Below are 16524 nucleotides of genomic sequence, written 5' to 3'. Positions count from 1 at the left end.
ATGAGAATTTTTATACTGCTGCACCAGAAATTGCCGAGCATTGCCCCCTTTTGGCGCAACAGACGTGCAAAATTGCGCCTCATCGACTACGCCGCTTGCAGCGATTGTTAACAAAATCGCTGAAACCTTTTTTTGCGTCGCTAATTTCCCTACAATCAAAAACTATGTTGTCAGAAAAAAACTGAGGAACGCATGAGTACGGCCAAACACAGTAAGCTGCTCATTTTGGGCTCCGGCCCTGCCGGTTATACCGCTGCAGTGTATGCAGCGCGCGCCAACCTGAATCCGGTATTGATTACCGGACTGGAAAAAGGTGGCCAGCTCACCACCACTACTGAAGTGGAGAACTGGCCTGGCGACCCGCACGATCTGACTGGTCCGTCGCTGATGGAGCGCATGCATGAGCATGCCGAGAAGTTCAACACCGAAATTTTGTTCGACCACATCCATACTGTGGATTTGCAGAACCGTCCCTTCCGCCTGACGGGCGACAGTGGCGAATACACCGCTGATGCACTGATCATCGCAACGGGGGCGTCAGCACGTTACCTCGGTCTGCCTTCTGAAGAAGCCTTTAAAGGTAAAGGCGTGTCCGCTTGCGCGACCTGTGACGGCTTTTTCTATCGCAACCAGGAAGTCGCTGTCATTGGTGGCGGTAACACTGCGGTTGAAGAGGCACTTTACCTGGCCAACATCGCGTCAAAAGTGCATCTGATTCACCGCCGCGACAGCTTCCGTGCTGAAAAGATCCTGATTGACCGTCTGATGGCGAAAGTCAGCAGCGGCAATATCGTGCTGCACACCGACCGCACCCTGGAAGAAGTGGTTGGCGATCAGATGGGCGTAACCGGCCTGAAATTACTCTCGACCAAGGGTGAAGCGCCGTCGACCCTGGATGTTGCGGGTCTGTTTGTGGCTATCGGCCACAGCCCTAACACGGCTATTTTTGATGGTCAGTTAGCGCTCGAAAACGGCTATATCAAAGTGCAGTCCGGCCTGCACGGTAACGCGACACAAACCAGCATTCCTGGCGTATTCGCTGCGGGCGACGTGATGGACCACATCTATCGTCAGGCAATTACCTCTGCGGGCACCGGTTGTATGGCAGCACTCGATGCAGAACGTTATCTTGATGGCTTGGTTAAAAACGATAAGTAAGTTGTTAATAAGCTGATCATAATTGCTGAGAGGCGACCTATATTGGTCGCCTTTTTTATGACCTGCGTGCTACAGTTCATGCGCTTACTATGTCCGGACAATTGATCCGGTATTTGCCTCTCTCCATCAGTGATCAAACGGCTTCGCATGGATAAATCACGGCAGCAACACCTTCTCCGCTGGCTTCGTCAGCAACGCATTCACGGCGCACGTAGATTACGTGCAGCATCGCTTTTCGGTTTAGCCGGGGCGCTGGTCATTATTGTTCAGGCCTGGTTGCTGGCCTCGTTGTTGCAAAATTTGATTGTGGCGCAACAGCCACGCGGCTCACTGCTTGCGGATTTTATGCTGCTGTTGCTCTGCTTTGTCCTGCGCGCCGGGCTGAATTATGCGCGCGAAATGGCAGGATACCAGGCGGGTGTTGCGATTCGCCGTGCTTTGCGCCAGCAGGTGCTGGATAGACTGAATGCGTTAGGCCCCGCCTGGATTCAGGGCAAACCCGCGGGCAGTTGGGCAACACTGCTGCTGGAACAGATTGAAGAGATGCAGGAGTATTACGCGCGCTATATTCCGCAAATGTCGCTGGCCGTGTTTATTCCCTTTGCCATATTGATTGCTATCTTCCCCGTCAATTGGGCCGCCGGTCTGATTCTACTCGCAACCGCACCGCTCATTCCGCTGTTTATGGCGATGGTCGGCATGGGTGCGGCAGAAGCTAACCGTCGAAATTTTCAGGCGCTGGCTCGACTGAGTGGCGATTTTTATGATCGCTTGCGCGGGCGCGAAACCCTACGCTTGTTTCATCGCGCCAAAGCCGAACAGCATGCGATTGCCGAAAGCACCACGGATTTCCGTCAGCGCACCATGGAAGTGTTGCGCCTGGCCTTCCTCTCTTCGGCCGTTCTGGAATTCTTCGCTTCCCTGGCAATTGCCGTCGTCGCGGTTTATTTCGGTTTTTCCTACCTTGGCGAACTCAACTTTGGGCATTACGGAACCGGCGTCACGCTGTTTGCCGGATTCCTGGCCCTGATTCTGGCACCGGAATTTTTCCAGCCTCTACGCGATCTCGGCACTTTTTATCACGCTAAAGCACAGGCGGTTGGCGGGGCAGATGCACTGGACAGCTTCCTGACAGAAAGCCCTGATATCGACGCGGCTCAGTCTTCTACCTCAATAGCATTTGATACACCATTGACGCTGCTGGCGCAGGATTTGATTGTCATGACAGCCCGCGGTGAGCCGCTGTCTCAACCTCTTAATTTCACTCTCGCAGCCGGCAAACGCATCGCGTTGATTGGTCAAAGTGGTGCCGGTAAAACGGCGTTGATGAACGTGCTACTCGGCTTTCTGCCTTATCAGGGTTCGCTACGCGTCAACGGTCACGAACTGCGTGAAATCAGCCGCGACAACTGGCACCAGCATCTGGCCTGGGTTGGACAAAATCCCCATTTGCCTGCGTCAACGCTGCGCGAAAACCTGTTACTGAACCGAACGGTTGATGACATCACGCTCACGAATGTGCTGCAACGCGCGGGGGTGAATGATTTTCTGGCACAACTTCCGCAAGGGTTGGACACGCCACTGGGCGATGGCGGATTAGGGCTTTCTGTTGGTCAGGCGCAGCGCGTAGCGGTGGCGCGGGCGCTGTTGAAGCCCGCACAGCTCCTGTTGTTGGATGAGCCTGGTTCCGGACTGGATAGCCAAAGCGAGCAACATGTCATGCATGCGCTGCATCAGGCGGCTACCCAGCAAACCACCCTGATGATCACGCATCAGCTCAATGCGCTCGCCGATTGGGATGAAGTGTGGGTCATGCAATCCGGGCAATTGGTACAGCAGGGCAGTTGGCAACAATTGAAGGATCAAGAGGGTCCGCTGCGCGAGATGGCGCAGCACCGCCAGCAGGAGATTGTTTGATGAAAAATTTATTGCCGTTCTTGCGTCTCTATCGCCGTCACCCCTGGCGTTTAGGTTTAGGCATCATCCTGGCGATCGCGACCTTGCTGGCCAGCATCGGCCTGCTTACCTTGTCTGGCTGGTTCCTTGCCGCCTCCTCGCTGGCGGGTGTGGCGGGCCTGTATAGCTTTAACTACATGCTGCCCGCCGCAGGCGTGCGCGGCGCGGCCATTACCCGCACGGCATCCCGTTACTTTGAACGTCTGGTCAGTCACGATGCAACATTCCGGGTATTGCAGCATTTGCGCGTATTCACCTTCAGCAAGCTGATTGCGCTGGCACCAGAGCAGCTGGCGCGCTTTCGTCAGGGCGATCTGCTGAACCGCTTTGTTAGCGATGTTGATACGCTGGATCATCTTTACCTGCGGGTGATTTCGCCGCTGCTGGGTGCCGCCGTTGTCATTATTATCGTCACCTGCGGTTTGGCCTATCTGGATGTGCCATTGGCTTTGCTGCTGGGTGGCATCATGCTGCTGACATTAATCATCCTCCCGCCTCTGTTCTGGCGGCTCGGAACTTCTGCTGGCCAGCAAATCTCGCAACGCCAGGCCAGTTGGCGCTTGCAACTCACACGCTGGGTGAGCGGGCTGGCTGAATTACACATTTATGGTGCGGCGACGCTGTGGCGCACTCACCTCGATGATGAAGAAAAAGCCTGGCAGCAGGCTCAACGCCGCCAGCATCGTCTGCAGGCCGTCGCGCAGAGTGTGCTGCTGCTGATCAGTGGTTCAACGGTGGTGCTCCTGCTGTGGATTTCAGCCGCGGGCGTGGGAGATAACGCAGCGCCCGGTGCATTCATCGCGCTGTTTGTCTTCTGCGGTCTGGCGGCATTTGAAGCACTGGCCCCGGTTGCCGGTGCATTTCTGCCTTTGGCTCAGGTCACGGGAGCGGCACAACGCGTGCAGGAGATTATTGAGCAGGTGCCGCAAATCCGTTTCCCGGACACAACGATACATTCTCAGCCCGGCATTGCGCTTACGCTGGAAGATATTGTTTTTCGTTACCCACAGCGGCCAGAGCCGGTGCTTAACCACTTTTCACTTCATCTCAAAGCCGGTGAACATCTGGCGTTGCTCGGCCCCACCGGCTGCGGGAAATCCAGCCTGCTGGCGTTGATCACGCGCGGCTGGGAAGCGCAGCAAGGTGAAATCGCGCTCAACGCGATCCCGATTAATGAATGGGATGAAACCAGCCTGCGCCAGCGTATCAGCGTTGTTACCCAGCGCGTCCATCTGTTTAGTCAGCCGCTGCGTGACAATTTACTGTTGGCTAACCCAATGGCCAGCGACACACAGTTGCAGGATGTTTTGCGCCAGGTAGGTCTCAGCCATTTAGTTGAGCATGATGAAGGACTTAATGCGTGGATGGGGGAAGGCGGTCGCCCGCTATCAGGCGGTGAACTGCGCCGTTTGGCCATCGCCCGCGCACTGCTGCATAACGGTGATTTGTGGCTGTTGGATGAACCCACAGAAGGGCTTGATGCCACCACCGAACAGCAAATTTTAGCGCTGTTGCAACAGGTAGCGGGTGATAAAACGCTGATCATGGTGACGCACCGTTTAAGCGGCCTTGAGAAGATGGATCGAATTTGCGTTATGGATCGAGGACAGATTATTGAATCGGGTTCACACGACGAATTAATCTCAAAAGCGGGTCGCTACTGGCGTTTCCACCAGCGCTTTGCGCTATAGTCTAAGCGACTAGCCCGAAGGGTAAATGACGCAATGAGACTGGTACAGCTTTCACGGGATTCGTTAAATTTTCCACCGCCAGAGATGGCGCTGCGCGAGCCAAATGGACTGTTGGCGATGGGTGGCGATCTCTCCCCTGCCCGCCTGATGAATGCCTATCAGCGCGGTATTTTTCCGTGGTTCTCCCCCGGTGACCCAATTTTGTGGTGGTCGCCGGATCCACGTGCCGTGATGTTGCCAGAATCTTTCCATCTCAGCCGGAGCATGGCGCGCTTTCATCGTCGCTCTCCTTTTCGTGTCACCATGAATCATGCGTTTCCGCAGGTGCTTGAGGGCTGTGCCAGCTGTCGTCAGGAAGGGACGTGGATTACGTTTGAAGTGAAGCGCGCCTGGCTCCGCTTGTATGAGCTGGGCCATGCCCACTCCATTGAAGTCTGGAGCGATCATCGTTTAGTCGGCGGCATGTATGGCCTGGCACTTGGGCAGATTTTTTGTGGTGAATCGATGTTCAGCCGTCAGGAGAATGCGTCAAAAACCGCGTTATGGGTTTTCTCTCAACATTTTCTGGCTCACCAGGGGCGTTTGATTGATTGCCAGGTACTGAACCCGCATACCGCCTCATTGGGCGCCGTTGAAATCCCGCGTGTCGATTATTTACAGTACGTGCAAACACTGGCGTGGCAGCCTGTTTTGGCGGGTTGCTGGCAAACACAAACCCTTTTTTGACCCTCCCCGCAGATGTTTTGCACACAATTCCCGACAAAAGTGATACAATAAGCGAGTTTGGTATGTCGTCCGCGCTTCGCTGTGGCGAGCCGGAATTGCCAGGTTGGGAATCTCATACATTTCCCGAAGCTGTATCAGTTGTGCATCAGCAGCCAATTGCTACAGATTCTTAGCCCGCTAATCCCCCGCAGACGTCAAAAAACACCCGAATTTTTCCGTAATGCACGCGCAATGGCGCGACGCACGGCGAAGCGTTGGCAAAATCACCAACGGTTCTTTACATAAATCATGGAATTCGGCATTATCTTGCCGGTTCAACAGTTTGGTAGTTCACCCAGAGGATTCGATGGCCAAAGAAGACAATATTGAAATGCAAGGTACCGTACTGGATACGTTACCTAACACCATGTTCCGCGTAGAACTTGAAAACGGGCACGTGGTTACCGCTCATATCTCCGGTAAAATGCGCAAAAACTACATCCGCATCCTGACGGGCGACAAAGTGACTGTCGAGTTGACCCCGTACGACCTGAGCAAAGGCCGCATTGTCTTCCGTAGTCGCTAAGTTGTTGCCCACATCTCGCGTTGGTGGCAAGTAACTGAGCGCGAAAAAAAAGGCCGGATTCTCATCCGGCCTTTTCTTATCTGGAAATTAGCACATCAGTGCACAGTCCCTTCGGTTTTACGTTTTTCCGCACTCAGGAAGTGGTAAGTCAGCTGGTTTTTCTCTTTATCCAGCGCCACCGAGACTGAGCCTCCGTCGACCAATGAACCAAACAGCAGTTCGTTCGCCAATGGTTTCTTCAGATTTTCCTGTACGGCACGTGCCATCGGACGTGCACCCATCGCCTTGTCGTATCCTTTGTCAGCCAGCCAGTCACGCGCATCATCACTGACTTCCAGTGATACGCCTTTCGCATCCAACTGTGCCTGCAACTCGACGATAAATTTATCCACGACCTGGTGAATCACCGCCGTATCCAGGTGACGGAACCAGATAATGTTGTCGAGACGGTTACGGAACTCTGGTGTGAAGATCTTTTTGATCTCCTCCATCGCATCAGTGCTGTTGTCCTGATGAATCAGACCAATCGATTTACGCTCAGTTTCACGCACACCGGCGTTGGTGGTCATCACCAGCACGACATTGCGGAAGTCCGCTTTGCGGCCGTTGTTATCGGTCAGCATGCCGTTGTCCATCACCTGCAACAGCAGGTTAAAGACATCCGGGTGAGCCTTCTCGATTTCATCCAGCAGCACCACCGCATGTGGATGTTTGATCACCGCATCAGTGAGCAAACCACCCTGGTCGAAGCCCACATAGCCCGGAGGCGCACCGATCAAACGGCTAACCGTGTGACGCTCCATGTATTCGGACATATCGAAACGCAGCAGCTCAATACCCAGCGCCTTCGCCAACTGAACCGTGACTTCGGTTTTACCCACACCTGTCGGGCCGGCAAACAAGAACGAACCTACCGGTTTACGCTCCTGGCCTAAGCCTGCACGGCTCATTTTGATCGCTTCCGTCAGCGCTTCAATCGCGTTGTCCTGTCCGAACACCAGCATTTTCAGACGGTCGCCAAGGTTCTTCAGCGTATCGCGGTCCGTTGCCGAGACACTTTGCTCTGGGATACGCGCAATACGCGCCACCACAGATTCGATGTCAGAAACGTTGACGGTTTTCTTGCGCTTGCTGACCGGCACCAGACGCGCACGCGCACCGGCTTCATCAATCACGTCGATAGCCTTATCAGGCAAATGACGATCGTTGATGTATTTCACCGCCAGCTCTACCGCAGCACGCACCGCTTTCGCGGTATAGCGCACATCGTGATGCGCTTCGTATTTCGGTTTCAGGCCGTTGAGGATCTGTACGGTCTCTTCCACAGAAGGTTCGGTGATATCGATCTTCTGGAAACGACGCGCCAGCGCACGGTCCTTCTCAAAGATATTGCTGAACTCCTGATAGGTGGTTGAACCCATCACGCGGATTTTCCCGCTGGAAAGCAGCGGTTTGATCAGGTTAGCCGCATCGACTTGTCCGCCAGAGGCAGCACCCGCACCAATAATGGTGTGGATTTCGTCGATAAACAGAATGCTGCTGGTGTCCTGTTCGAGCTGTTTCAGCAGCGCTTTAAAACGTTTCTCAAAGTCACCACGGTACTTGGTGCCTGCCAGCAACGAACCGATATCGAGCGAGTAAATAGTGCAGTCTTTCATCACTTCAGGTACATCGCCCTGCACAATGCGCCAGGCAAGACCTTCCGCAATCGCGGTTTTACCCACGCCAGACTCACCCACCAGCAGCGGGTTGTTCTTACGGCGACGGCACAGCACCTGAATGGCACGCTCCAGCTCTTTATCGCGGCCGATCAGCGGATCGATTCCGCCGACACGAGCAAGCTGATTAAGATTGGTGGTGAAGTTTTCCATACGTTCCTCCCCGCCTGCTTGCTCTTCGTTAACCGGATTTTCCGCGTTGTTCTGCGGCTGGCCGGGTTCGTCTTTACGCGTACCATGGGAGATAAAGTTCACCACATCAAGGCGGCTCACTTCGTGTTTGCGCAGCAGATAAGCCGCTTGCGACTCCTGCTCGCTGAAGATGGCGACCAGCACGTTTGCCCCAGCCACTTCGCTGCGACCGGATGACTGGACATGGAATACCGCACGCTGCAACACGCGCTGGAAGCTGAGCGTCGGTTGCGTATCGCGCTCTTCTTCACTGGCTGGCAGCACCGGTGTGGTTTGTTCGATGAAGGCTTCGAGTTCCTGTCGCAGAGCCACGATATCTACCGTACAGGCTTCCAATGCCTCTCTGGCCGACGGGTTGCTGAGCAATGCCAGCAACAGATGCTCGACGGTCATAAACTCATGACGGTGCTCGCGCGCTCTGGCGAAAGCCATGTTTAAACTGAGTTCCAGTTCTTGATTGAGCATTTGGCACCTCCCCCAATTATCGCTCTGACGACCTATCCCCTATATGGAGACGGGCTCAGGCTTTTTCTAGCGTACACAGCAACGGATGTTCATTCTCTCGTGCGTAGTTGTTCACCTGGGCGACTTTTGTTTCCGCCACTTCTGCAGTGAATACACCACAGATCGCCTTTCCATGGTAGTGAACTTTCAACATCAGTTGCGTTGCACGTTCAACATCATAAGAAAAGAACTTTTGCACCACGTCAATAACAAATTCCATAGGTGTATAATCGTCATTATTCAGAATGACTTTATACATTGAAGGCGGCTTTAACCCTTCGCGTACTTTATCTTCGGCCAGATGTTCAAAATTAAGCCAGTCGTTTGTGTTTGCCATAATGTTCCGTCGAAATTCTGCGTTACGATTGTGCACATTGCTGTGCCCATTCTTAAGTTTAACATGTCTGTCAAGCCACCATTCCTCGATTAAAAAACGGCACTAAAAGCCCATGCGCGACCTGTATCACAAAATTTGCAATAGCGTTAACTGCCTCAAATTTTGATGAATTTCTCCCCATGCGCCAGGGCCGTTTGCTTGACGATAAGGTCCGTTTCTCTACATTCTACTTACACAAGCTGATTGAGTTTTAAACAAACTCGACTCACAGCTTCAATGACCTCACCTACTTATCAAAATGTCTTGCGAGGGAAGTAAAAGCATGGAGACGGGTACTGTTAAATGGTTCAACAACGCCAAAGGCTTCGGCTTTATCTGTCCGATTGGCGGCGGCGACGATATCTTCGCGCACTACTCCACGATTCAGATGGAGGGATACAGAACGCTGAAGGCCGGCCAGCAGGTTCAGTTCGATGTCCATGAAGGGCCAAAAGGCAATCACGCCAGTCTGATTGTGCCCTGTGAAGCCACGCAACTCGCGTGACGCTTCACTCATTCTGACCACTCCCGAAAAAAAATGCCAGCCGCATACGCTGGCATTTTTCTTTTACGAATTTTCCCGCGTCTTAGTCCGCCCGACCTCTGGCTAACCACATCACGCGAGCAAATAACTGGTCGAGCAACGGCGGAATCGCCTCTGGGCCGCGTTCTGCCGCCGACAGCGCAACGGCGATCGCCAGCTCTGGCTTCGAACTATGTTGAATCGCTTTGGTAATAATACGCCGTGCATTCATTGGCACGTTTAACGGCAGGTGCGCCGTCTGGTGGTAAACATCACTAAACCCATGCTTATAAAGAAAATGTTCGATGTCAGGTGCCGGGAACTGGGTCAGATGGTCGGCCTCCTGCTCATGCTCCTGCAGTTGGCCGCGCGCACTGGCAGCATATTTGTTGCCCGCTTCATCACCGTCCGTCAGCACATGCCAGGCGATGCCCATGCGGCGGGCAAACTTCAATAACGGCTTAAGACCGGCTTGGGCAAACTCAATCACTTTGACCCCTTCAGCAGCAAAGTGATAGCCACGCTGCCGCGCCAGCTCATTGATAATCCACACTTCCGTCTCGCCTTCCACCAACAACCAACATCGCGCAAACAGGGCTGATGGGCGATTAACGCGAATGTGGAAGCCAATACGCCGACTCTCCTCGGCACTCAGCCCTTCAGGCCCCACGCGCCAGGCTGCGACCCGCGTGGGTTCACGCACTAACCGGCAGATGTTTTCCACCGGCACCTGCGAGAGCAGTTCACCAGAATTGGTAGTGGTGATTTTCTGCAATGGCATCAGATCCAACAGATTCCACGCCACCGATAGCATAATGGGGTGCAAGCGCGTTTCCGGGTCTTCGACCAACAGCAGCGGATGCGCACCCGGCGGTAACGCTTCGTTACCGTGCGCCTGAATTAACAGCGAAAACATCCGTAACAGGATCACCTGACGGCTACGTGACTCAGTGCTCGCAATCAGATGATTCAGCTTATCCAGCGATCGCCAGCCCTGGCTGCCGTCGCGCATTTCGGGGGCCACACGCGCAGCACTGCTGCCAGGTTGCTGCACGAGAAAATAGTGCTCCAGCAGTTGCTGCATGGTGTGCAATCCCTGACGCAGTAAATCATCGCTCAGCGTTTGCGGACGCACCACTAAATCACGCGTTAACTTATCGACTTCCTGCACCAGCTCGCTCATGGTCGATGCCCGCCGATCCGCATCCGTTTCACTCTGTCGCCCACGCCGACCAAAACGCGCATCGCGCAGGCGTAATACGGGGTAAAAAGCACGTAAATGGGCCAGCGCAGCCTCCGTGCCCTCCATCGGTAACACATCGCCATGCTGATCAATAAAGCGCCAGGTGGTTTTCACCCCGTGTTCGTTACGCCGCGCACGGGTGCTAAAGCTGATATAACGCCCCATGTCATCGTGCTGCCAGAAAGGCTGAAACACCGCATTTTCATCGTCGTCCTGGGCGCGAAAACGGAACACCAATCTTAGCTGGCGCAGGCGCGCGTCCAGGTCACCGGGAGGGAAATGAAAATCGTGCTCGGAAAATTGATAAGGCTCAGCAGCAGGTGCTAACAGCAAGGTCAAGGCATCCAGTAGGCTCGATTTACCCCAGGCATTCTCGCCAATCAGCAGATTGGTGTCAGTCAGCGGCAACGACAGCCGATTAATGCCACGAAAACCCACAATGTCGATGTGTTCCAGAATCATCTTTTCCTCCCTTCGCTGTTTGCCTGAGCATGGTCCGCGGCGTTAGGTTGGTCAAGTTATCGAACCGGGAAAAGGTTTACACTTCAAATATTTTCCGCTAGCGTTGCGGCCCTTTCCCAAGGATGGACGCGTAATATGTACGGCTTAATCATTATTCTGCTGCCGCTGGTTTTCGGTTACCTGCTGCACATCCAGCATGCTCCCCTGCTGCGCGGCGTTGCCCGCATGCTCAGCGCACTGGTGTATATCATTCTGTTCTTTATGGGCACCAGCCTGGCGTTTCTTGATAACCTGAGTAGCAATTTACTGGCGATCTTTCATATCGCCCTTATCAGCATGCTATGCATTCTGGCCTGCTCACTGTTAGCATTCTGGCTACTGGAGAAGCGTGTTCCCTGGCACCACCCGCACAAGCAGCAAGCCTTGCCCTCACGCCTGCATATGGCGCTGGAGTCGCTCAAGCTCTGTGGTTCCGTATTGGCGGGGTTTTTACTCGGTCTTACCCAATGGCCCGCGCTGCGCCATGCCTCAACCGTAAGCGAATATGCGTTGATGCTGATGCTGTTTCTGGTGGGTATTCAGCTACGCAGCAGCGGCATGACGTTGCGCCAAATAACCCTGAACCGACGTGGCATGCTGGTCGCCGCGGTGTCTCTTGGCAGTGCGCTCATCGGCGGTATGTTAGCGGCGTTGTGGCTCGATCTGCCGATGAAAACGGGTATGGCCTTAGCCAGCGGTTTTGGCTGGTATTCCCTCTCAGGCATTCTAATGACCGAATCTTTTGGCCCGGTGATTGGTAGTGCGGCCTTCTTTAATGACCTGTTACGCGAGCTGATCACCATTATGTTGATTCCAGTGCTGATCGGTCGCCAACGTAGCATGACGCTGGGGCTAAGTGGCGCTACGTCGATGGATTTCACCTTGCCAATCTTGCAACGCACGGGCGGTATGGAGATTGTGCCAGCCGCAATAGTACACGGCTTTATCATGAGTTTACTGGCTCCGATCCTTATCGCGCTGTTTTCCGCTTAATCGCTAACAGCGCATTTTTTCACGGCTACGCGAGGATTCCATCGTCTAAGCTTCTGACTGACACGTTTCCGCCATCGGGATAGATGGCAAACACCAGAAAGGAGCGAACGATGAAACAAACTGTGGCAGCGCTGCTGGCCAAAACCCTGGAGAGCGCGGGCGTAAAGCGCATCTGGGGCGTCACGGGTGACTCCCTCAATGGGTTGAGCGACAGCCTGAATCGAATGGGCACCATCGAATGGATGCCCACGCGCCATGAAGAGGTCGCCGCCTTTGCGGCGGGGGCCGAAGCCCAAATCAGCGGTGAACTGGCAGTGTGCGCCGGTTCCTGTGGCCCCGGAAACCTGCATCTGATTAATGGCTTGTTTGATTGCCATCGAAATCACGTTCCGGTGCTGGCGATTGCCGCACACATCCCTTCCAGTGAAATCGGCAGCGGCTATTTTCAGGAAACGCATCCACAGGAGCTGTTCCGTGAATGCAGCCACTATTGCGAGCTGGTTTCCAACCCTGAGCAGTTACCGCAGGTGCTGGGGATTGCGATGCGCAAAGCGATCCTGAATCGCGGTGTGTCGGTGATTGTGCTGCCCGGCGATGTGGCGTTAAAACCCGCGCCAGAAGGCGCACGCAGTGAGTGGTATCCGCCACAACTGCCGCAGGTTGTCCCCTCATCCAGCGAAATTTCCCGCCTGGCCGAAACCCTGAACGGTGCGCAAAATATTACCCTGATGTGCGGCAGCGGTTGCGCCGGGGCGCACGCTGAAGTGGTGAAGCTGGCAGAGACCCTGAAAGCGCCAGTGGTGCACGCGATGCGCGGTAAAGAGCACATCGAGTACGATAACCCCTACGACGTTGGCATGACGGGTCTGATTGGCTTCTCTTCCGGCTATCACGCCATGATGAACGCCGATACGCTGGTGCTGCTCGGTACCCAATTCCCCTACCGCCCGTTCTATCCCGCCGATGCCAGGATTATCCAGATCGATATCAACCCGGCCAGCCTCGGCGCGCATAGCCATGTTGATATGGCGCTGGTCGGCGACATCAAAGCCACCTTACAGGCGCTGCAACCTCAGCTCAGCCGCAAAAGCGATCGCCACCACCTCGACAGCGCGTTGGAGCACTACGTTGATGCACGTAAAGGGCTGGACGAGCTGGCCACCGCCAATGATAAACAAGCCATTCACCCACAATATCTGGCGCAACAAATCAGCCAGTACGCTGCCGATGATGCCATTTTCACCTGTGACGTCGGTACGCCTACCGTCTGGGCCGCCCGCTATTTGAAAATGAACGGCAAACGTCGTCTGTTAGGGTCGTTCAATCATGGTTCGATGGCCAACGCGATGCCGCAGGCATTGGGCGCGCAGGCCATTGATAAACAGCGTCAGGTGGTGGCGCTGTGTGGCGATGGCGGTTTCAGCATGCTGATGGGCGATTTCATCTCCGTGGCGCAACTCAAGTTGCCGGTGAAGCTGGTGATCTTCAATAACAGCGTGCTGGGCTTTGTGGCGATGGAGATGAAAGCGGGCGGCTATCTCACTGATGGTACGGATTTGGAAAACCCTGATTTCGCCGCTATCGCTGCCGCCTGTGGCATCAAAGGCATTCGCGTCGAGAAAGCCTCAGACCTTAATGGCGCTCTGGAACAGGCTTTTGCGCATGACGGACCGGTGCTGGTCGATGTGATTACTGCCAAAGAAGAGTTGTCGATGCCGCCGCAGATCAAAGCCGAACAGGCCAAAGGATTCAGTTTGTACATGTTGCGTGCGATTCTTAATGGTCGCGGTGATGAGATTGTAGAACTGGCGAAAACTAACTGGCTGAGGTAAAACCGTTTCTACAAGCTGAGCGCAATGTGCGCCAGACGGGCAGCCTCAAGGCTGCCCCGACAACGCTGTTTACCCAGGAGAGCGATGTGATCGATTTACGCAGTGATACCGTAACCCGCCCGAGTGCCGCCATGTTGGATGCAATGATGGCCGCCGAAACTGGCGATGATGTCTATCGCGATGATCCCACCGTGAATGCCTTGGAAGCAGAAGCCGCGCGTTTGAGTGGCAAAGCGGCTGCTTTGTTCTTCCCTACCGGCACCCAAGCCAATCTGGTGGCGTTGTTGTGTCACTGTCAGCGCGGCGACGAGTATATCGTGGGTCAGCAGGCACATAACTACAAATACGAAGCGGGCGGTGCTGCAGTGCTGGGCAGTATTCAACCTCAACCGATTTCCCACGCCGAAGATGGTTCGCTGCCGCTGGCGGATATTATTGCCGCCATCAAACCGGATGATATCCATTTCGCCCGCACGCGCCTGTTGAGCCTGGAAAACACCCATCACGGCAAGGTGCTGTCTCAGCGCTATCTGGAACAAGCCTGGAATTTAACCCGTGAGCGTAAACTGGCGCTGCACATTGATGGCGCACGCATTTTTAACGCGGTCGTGGCACAAAATCTTGAGCTGAAGGATATCGCACGTTATTGCGACACCCTGACCATTTGCCTGTCAAAAGGACTGGGCACGCCGGTCGGTTCGCTGCTGTGTGGTGACGAAGCCTACATTGAGCAGGCGCGCCGCTGGCGTAAAATGACCGGCGGTGGCATGCGCCAGTCCGGAATTCTCGCGGCGGCTGGCTTATATGCCCTCAAACACAACGTGTCACGCCTGAAAGAGGATCACGACAATGCGGCGTGGCTCGGAGAACAACTCAGCGCCATTGGTGTGGAGGTGATGAATCAACACACCAACATGCTGTTTGTGAAGGTGCCCGCGGAGCAGGTTGAAGCACTGAAAAGCTGGATGCATTCAGGCGATGTGTTGATCAGTGTAGGCCCGGTGACACGTATCGTGACGCACATCGATGTCACCCGTCAGGATTTGCAACGCCTGGTTGCGCACTGGCAAGCGTTCCAACAGCAGTAACTGTGGCGGCGCGTTACTGCGCCGCACCGTATTTCGCCAGCAGCGCACGGGCAATCGCCAGCGTTTCTGCATCCGCTATCCCACGATAATCCCGCGAGCGGAAATGCATCTGAAACGCCGCAATCAGCTTGCGCTGCATCTGTGGTGTCGTGGCCGATGCCACGTCATAGCCGTAGCGCTGCAACGCATCCAGCAGTTCTGACTGATCAACGGGTGCATCGACCGCCTGACCGTGTAAATAACGCTGCACTGTGGCCTGATCGGGCCACGCCCCTAAACCCTGCGCAGCCAGTTGCTGCCAGGGAAAGAGCGGGCCGGGATCTTGTTTACGCTGCGGCGCGATATCACTGTGGCCCACCAGATTCTCGGGCGTGATGGCATAGCGCTGGGTGATGTCTTTCACCAGTGCCACCAGCACGCTGATTTGTGCCGGCGTGAAGGGCTGCCACTCCACGCCCGTTAAGGTTCGCGTGTAGCCACGATTCACAATCTCAATGCCAATCGACGTGTCATTGATACGAGTGGCTCCTCGCCAGAAACTCGGCCCGGCGTGCCACGCCAGTTCACTTTCCGGCACCAGTTGCCATATCACACCCTGCCCGCGTTTCTGTTCTGGCTGCTGTGGGATCAAATAATGGGCGCTGACCTCACGATCGGTGAGTGTGGCCAGTGAAGAGGGGAAGTCTTCAGCGGTGTAGTGGATCACCACCACTTTCACTCTCGGGCGCGCACCCTGCGCCGGATGGGCGGTATCCACCCAGTAACCGTGACGCGGCTCAATCGAGGACTGGCAGGCACTGAGCAGCAACGCCGCTGCCAGCAGAGCAATCAATCGCATCAGCGAATGATCACGGCAGTGCCGGTCACGCTGACCATCAGCATGCTGCTGTCTTTGCCCACCGTTTCGTAATCAATATCAATACCTACTACCGCGTTCGCACCCAGCGCTTTGGCCTGCTCTTCGAGTTCTTCAAACGCAATCTGGCGCGCTTTTCGCAGCTCTTTCTCATAGGCACCAGAACGGCCGCCGACGATGTCACGAATGCCGGCAAAGAAGTCGCGGAAGATGTTGGCCCCCAGAATCGCTTCACCGGTGACGACACCGCAATATTCGCTGATGCTGTGCCCTTCCAGCGTGGGCGTGGTGGAAAATTTCATCGCGGTCTCCTTGTTTGAGTGATTCGGGCGAATGCGTTTAGCCAACGTATCTGCATCCTGAAGTATGACGGGAACAGCTCGTACGGCGTAAAAGCGAAACTATACTCTATGATAAAAATGGCGCTTTGCCAGTGAACTATAAGGAAATCGAGATGAGAAACAATGCCTTTGCGCTGCTTGTTCCCGCTGCGTTACTGCTCAGTGCTTGTACCACCGTCGAACCGGTGACCAAGGATAATGGACCGCGTACCGCCAGCTGTATCGACGGTGGTCCGGATAGCGTTGCGCAGCAGTTTTACG

The 16524-nt window shown here is 54.8% G+C and carries 14 protein-coding genes and 1 pseudogene; 10 read left to right on the top strand and 5 right to left on the bottom strand.

Features of this window, described 5'->3' with window-relative positions; genetic code table 11:
- The first annotated feature begins 192 nt into the window (after positions 1-192).
- From trxB to infA, 5 genes are all read left to right on the top strand, one after another.
- Positions 193-1158 (top strand): thioredoxin-disulfide reductase, encoded by a 966-nt coding sequence (gene trxB / locus PSSD_RS02680; protein ID WP_039332392.1) that lies wholly within the window; start codon positions 193-195, stop codon positions 1156-1158.
- A 147-nt stretch (positions 1159-1305) separates the two neighbouring features.
- Positions 1306-3075: a heme ABC transporter permease/ATP-binding protein CydD gene (cydD, locus tag PSSD_RS02675; RefSeq protein WP_058969287.1), complete on the top strand. Its 1770-nt coding sequence runs from the start codon at positions 1306-1308 to the stop codon at positions 3073-3075.
- Positions 3075-4805, top strand: coding sequence for a heme ABC transporter ATP-binding protein/permease CydC (gene cydC, locus PSSD_RS02670; protein WP_058969285.1), 1731 nt, complete (start codon positions 3075-3077; stop codon positions 4803-4805). Before cydD ends, cydC begins: the two co-directional genes overlap by 1 nt.
- Positions 4806-4838: 33 nt before the next feature.
- Positions 4839-5531, top strand: coding sequence for a leucyl/phenylalanyl-tRNA--protein transferase (aat, locus tag PSSD_RS02665; RefSeq protein WP_058969283.1), 693 nt, complete (start codon positions 4839-4841; stop codon positions 5529-5531).
- 346 nt (positions 5532-5877) lie between these two features.
- Positions 5878-6096, top strand: a complete 219-nt coding sequence (infA, locus tag PSSD_RS02660) for a translation initiation factor IF-1 (RefSeq protein ID WP_002211347.1) — start codon at positions 5878-5880, stop codon at positions 6094-6096.
- Between the two features lie 95 nt (positions 6097-6191).
- On the opposite strand, the gene clpA is transcribed toward infA, so the two are convergent.
- Positions 6192-8471: an ATP-dependent Clp protease ATP-binding subunit ClpA gene (clpA, locus tag PSSD_RS02655; protein ID WP_039332382.1), complete on the bottom strand. Its 2280-nt coding sequence runs from the start codon at positions 8469-8471 to the stop codon at positions 6192-6194.
- Between the two features lie 55 nt (positions 8472-8526).
- Positions 8527-8847 (bottom strand): ATP-dependent Clp protease adapter ClpS, encoded by a 321-nt coding sequence (gene clpS / locus PSSD_RS02650; protein ID WP_039332380.1) that lies wholly within the window; start codon positions 8845-8847, stop codon positions 8527-8529.
- A 322-nt stretch (positions 8848-9169) separates the two neighbouring features.
- Between clpS and cspD the strand changes: the two genes are divergently transcribed.
- Positions 9170-9391 (top strand): cold shock-like protein CspD, encoded by a 222-nt coding sequence (cspD, locus tag PSSD_RS02645; protein WP_058969281.1) that lies wholly within the window; start codon positions 9170-9172, stop codon positions 9389-9391.
- 82 nt (positions 9392-9473) lie between these two features.
- On the opposite strand, the gene PSSD_RS02640 is transcribed toward cspD, so the two are convergent.
- Positions 9474-11114 carry an ATP-dependent nuclease gene (locus PSSD_RS02640; RefSeq protein ID WP_058969279.1) on the bottom strand — a complete coding sequence of 547 codons (1641 nt, stop codon included), beginning with the start codon at positions 11112-11114 and terminating at the stop codon, positions 9474-9476.
- A 135-nt stretch (positions 11115-11249) separates the two neighbouring features.
- Here PSSD_RS02640 and PSSD_RS02635 point away from each other — a divergent pair, with 135 nt between their 5' ends.
- From PSSD_RS02635 to ltaE, 3 genes are all read left to right on the top strand, one after another.
- Positions 11250-12146, top strand: coding sequence for a LysO family transporter (locus PSSD_RS02635; protein ID WP_058969277.1), 897 nt, complete (start codon positions 11250-11252; stop codon positions 12144-12146).
- Positions 12147-12256: 110 nt separating this feature from the next.
- On the top strand, positions 12257-13978 hold the full coding sequence (poxB, locus tag PSSD_RS02630; RefSeq protein ID WP_058969275.1) for a ubiquinone-dependent pyruvate dehydrogenase: 1722 nt from the start codon (positions 12257-12259) through the stop codon (positions 13976-13978).
- An 86-nt stretch (positions 13979-14064) separates the two neighbouring features.
- On the top strand, positions 14065-15066 hold the full coding sequence (gene ltaE, locus PSSD_RS02625) for a low-specificity L-threonine aldolase (protein WP_058969273.1): 1002 nt from the start codon (positions 14065-14067) through the stop codon (positions 15064-15066).
- A 13-nt stretch (positions 15067-15079) separates the two neighbouring features.
- Here ltaE and PSSD_RS02620 read toward each other — a convergent pair whose 3' ends face one another.
- Entirely contained in the window at positions 15080-15904 is an 825-nt protein-coding gene (locus PSSD_RS02620) for an N-acetylmuramoyl-L-alanine amidase (protein ID WP_058969271.1), read from the bottom strand.
- On the bottom strand, positions 15904-16224 hold the full coding sequence (locus tag PSSD_RS02615; protein ID WP_038647859.1) for a heavy metal-binding domain-containing protein: 321 nt from the start codon (positions 16222-16224) through the stop codon (positions 15904-15906). The genes PSSD_RS02620 and PSSD_RS02615 overlap by 1 nt, the downstream gene beginning before the upstream one ends.
- A gap of 152 nt (positions 16225-16376) precedes the next feature.
- Between PSSD_RS02615 and PSSD_RS26180 the strand changes: the two are divergent.
- A pseudogene (locus tag PSSD_RS26180) lies at positions 16377-16524 on the top strand (lipoprotein); the annotation flags it as partial.

Origin of the sequence: Type-D symbiont of Plautia stali (genome assembly GCF_001485335.1) — a bacterium.
Classification (GTDB): Bacteria; Pseudomonadota; Gammaproteobacteria; order Enterobacterales; family Enterobacteriaceae; genus Pantoea; species Pantoea vagans_C.
Note: the sequence above shows the minus strand (reverse complement) of the source record. Positions and strands in the feature narration are given on the sequence as shown.

What these genes read in the sequence shown, in the direction of transcription:
- trxB (WP_039332392.1), top strand. Translation starts at nt 193, where the DNA reads ATGAGTACGGCCAAACACAGTAAGCTGCTCATTTTGGGCTCCGGCCCT.
- cydD (WP_058969287.1), top strand. Translation starts at nt 1,306, where the DNA reads ATGGATAAATCACGGCAGCAACACCTTCTCCGCTGGCTTCGTCAGCAA.
- cydC (WP_058969285.1), top strand. Translation starts at nt 3,075, where the DNA reads ATGAAAAATTTATTGCCGTTCTTGCGTCTCTATCGCCGTCACCCCTGG.
- aat (WP_058969283.1), top strand. Translation starts at nt 4,839, where the DNA reads ATGAGACTGGTACAGCTTTCACGGGATTCGTTAAATTTTCCACCGCCA.
- infA (WP_002211347.1), top strand. Translation starts at nt 5,878, where the DNA reads ATGGCCAAAGAAGACAATATTGAAATGCAAGGTACCGTACTGGATACG.
- clpA (WP_039332382.1), bottom strand. Translation starts at nt 8,471, where the DNA reads ATGCTCAATCAAGAACTGGAACTCAGTTTAAACATGGCTTTCGCCAGA.
- clpS (WP_039332380.1), bottom strand. Translation starts at nt 8,847, where the DNA reads ATGGCAAACACAAACGACTGGCTTAATTTTGAACATCTGGCCGAAGAT.
- cspD (WP_058969281.1), top strand. Translation starts at nt 9,170, where the DNA reads ATGGAGACGGGTACTGTTAAATGGTTCAACAACGCCAAAGGCTTCGGC.
- PSSD_RS02640 (WP_058969279.1), bottom strand. Translation starts at nt 11,114, where the DNA reads ATGATTCTGGAACACATCGACATTGTGGGTTTTCGTGGCATTAATCGG.
- PSSD_RS02635 (WP_058969277.1), top strand. Translation starts at nt 11,250, where the DNA reads ATGTACGGCTTAATCATTATTCTGCTGCCGCTGGTTTTCGGTTACCTG.
- poxB (WP_058969275.1), top strand. Translation starts at nt 12,257, where the DNA reads ATGAAACAAACTGTGGCAGCGCTGCTGGCCAAAACCCTGGAGAGCGCG.
- PSSD_RS02620 (WP_058969271.1), bottom strand. Translation starts at nt 15,904, where the DNA reads ATGCGATTGATTGCTCTGCTGGCAGCGGCGTTGCTGCTCAGTGCCTGC.
- PSSD_RS02615 (WP_038647859.1), bottom strand. Translation starts at nt 16,224, where the DNA reads ATGAAATTTTCCACCACGCCCACGCTGGAAGGGCACAGCATCAGCGAA.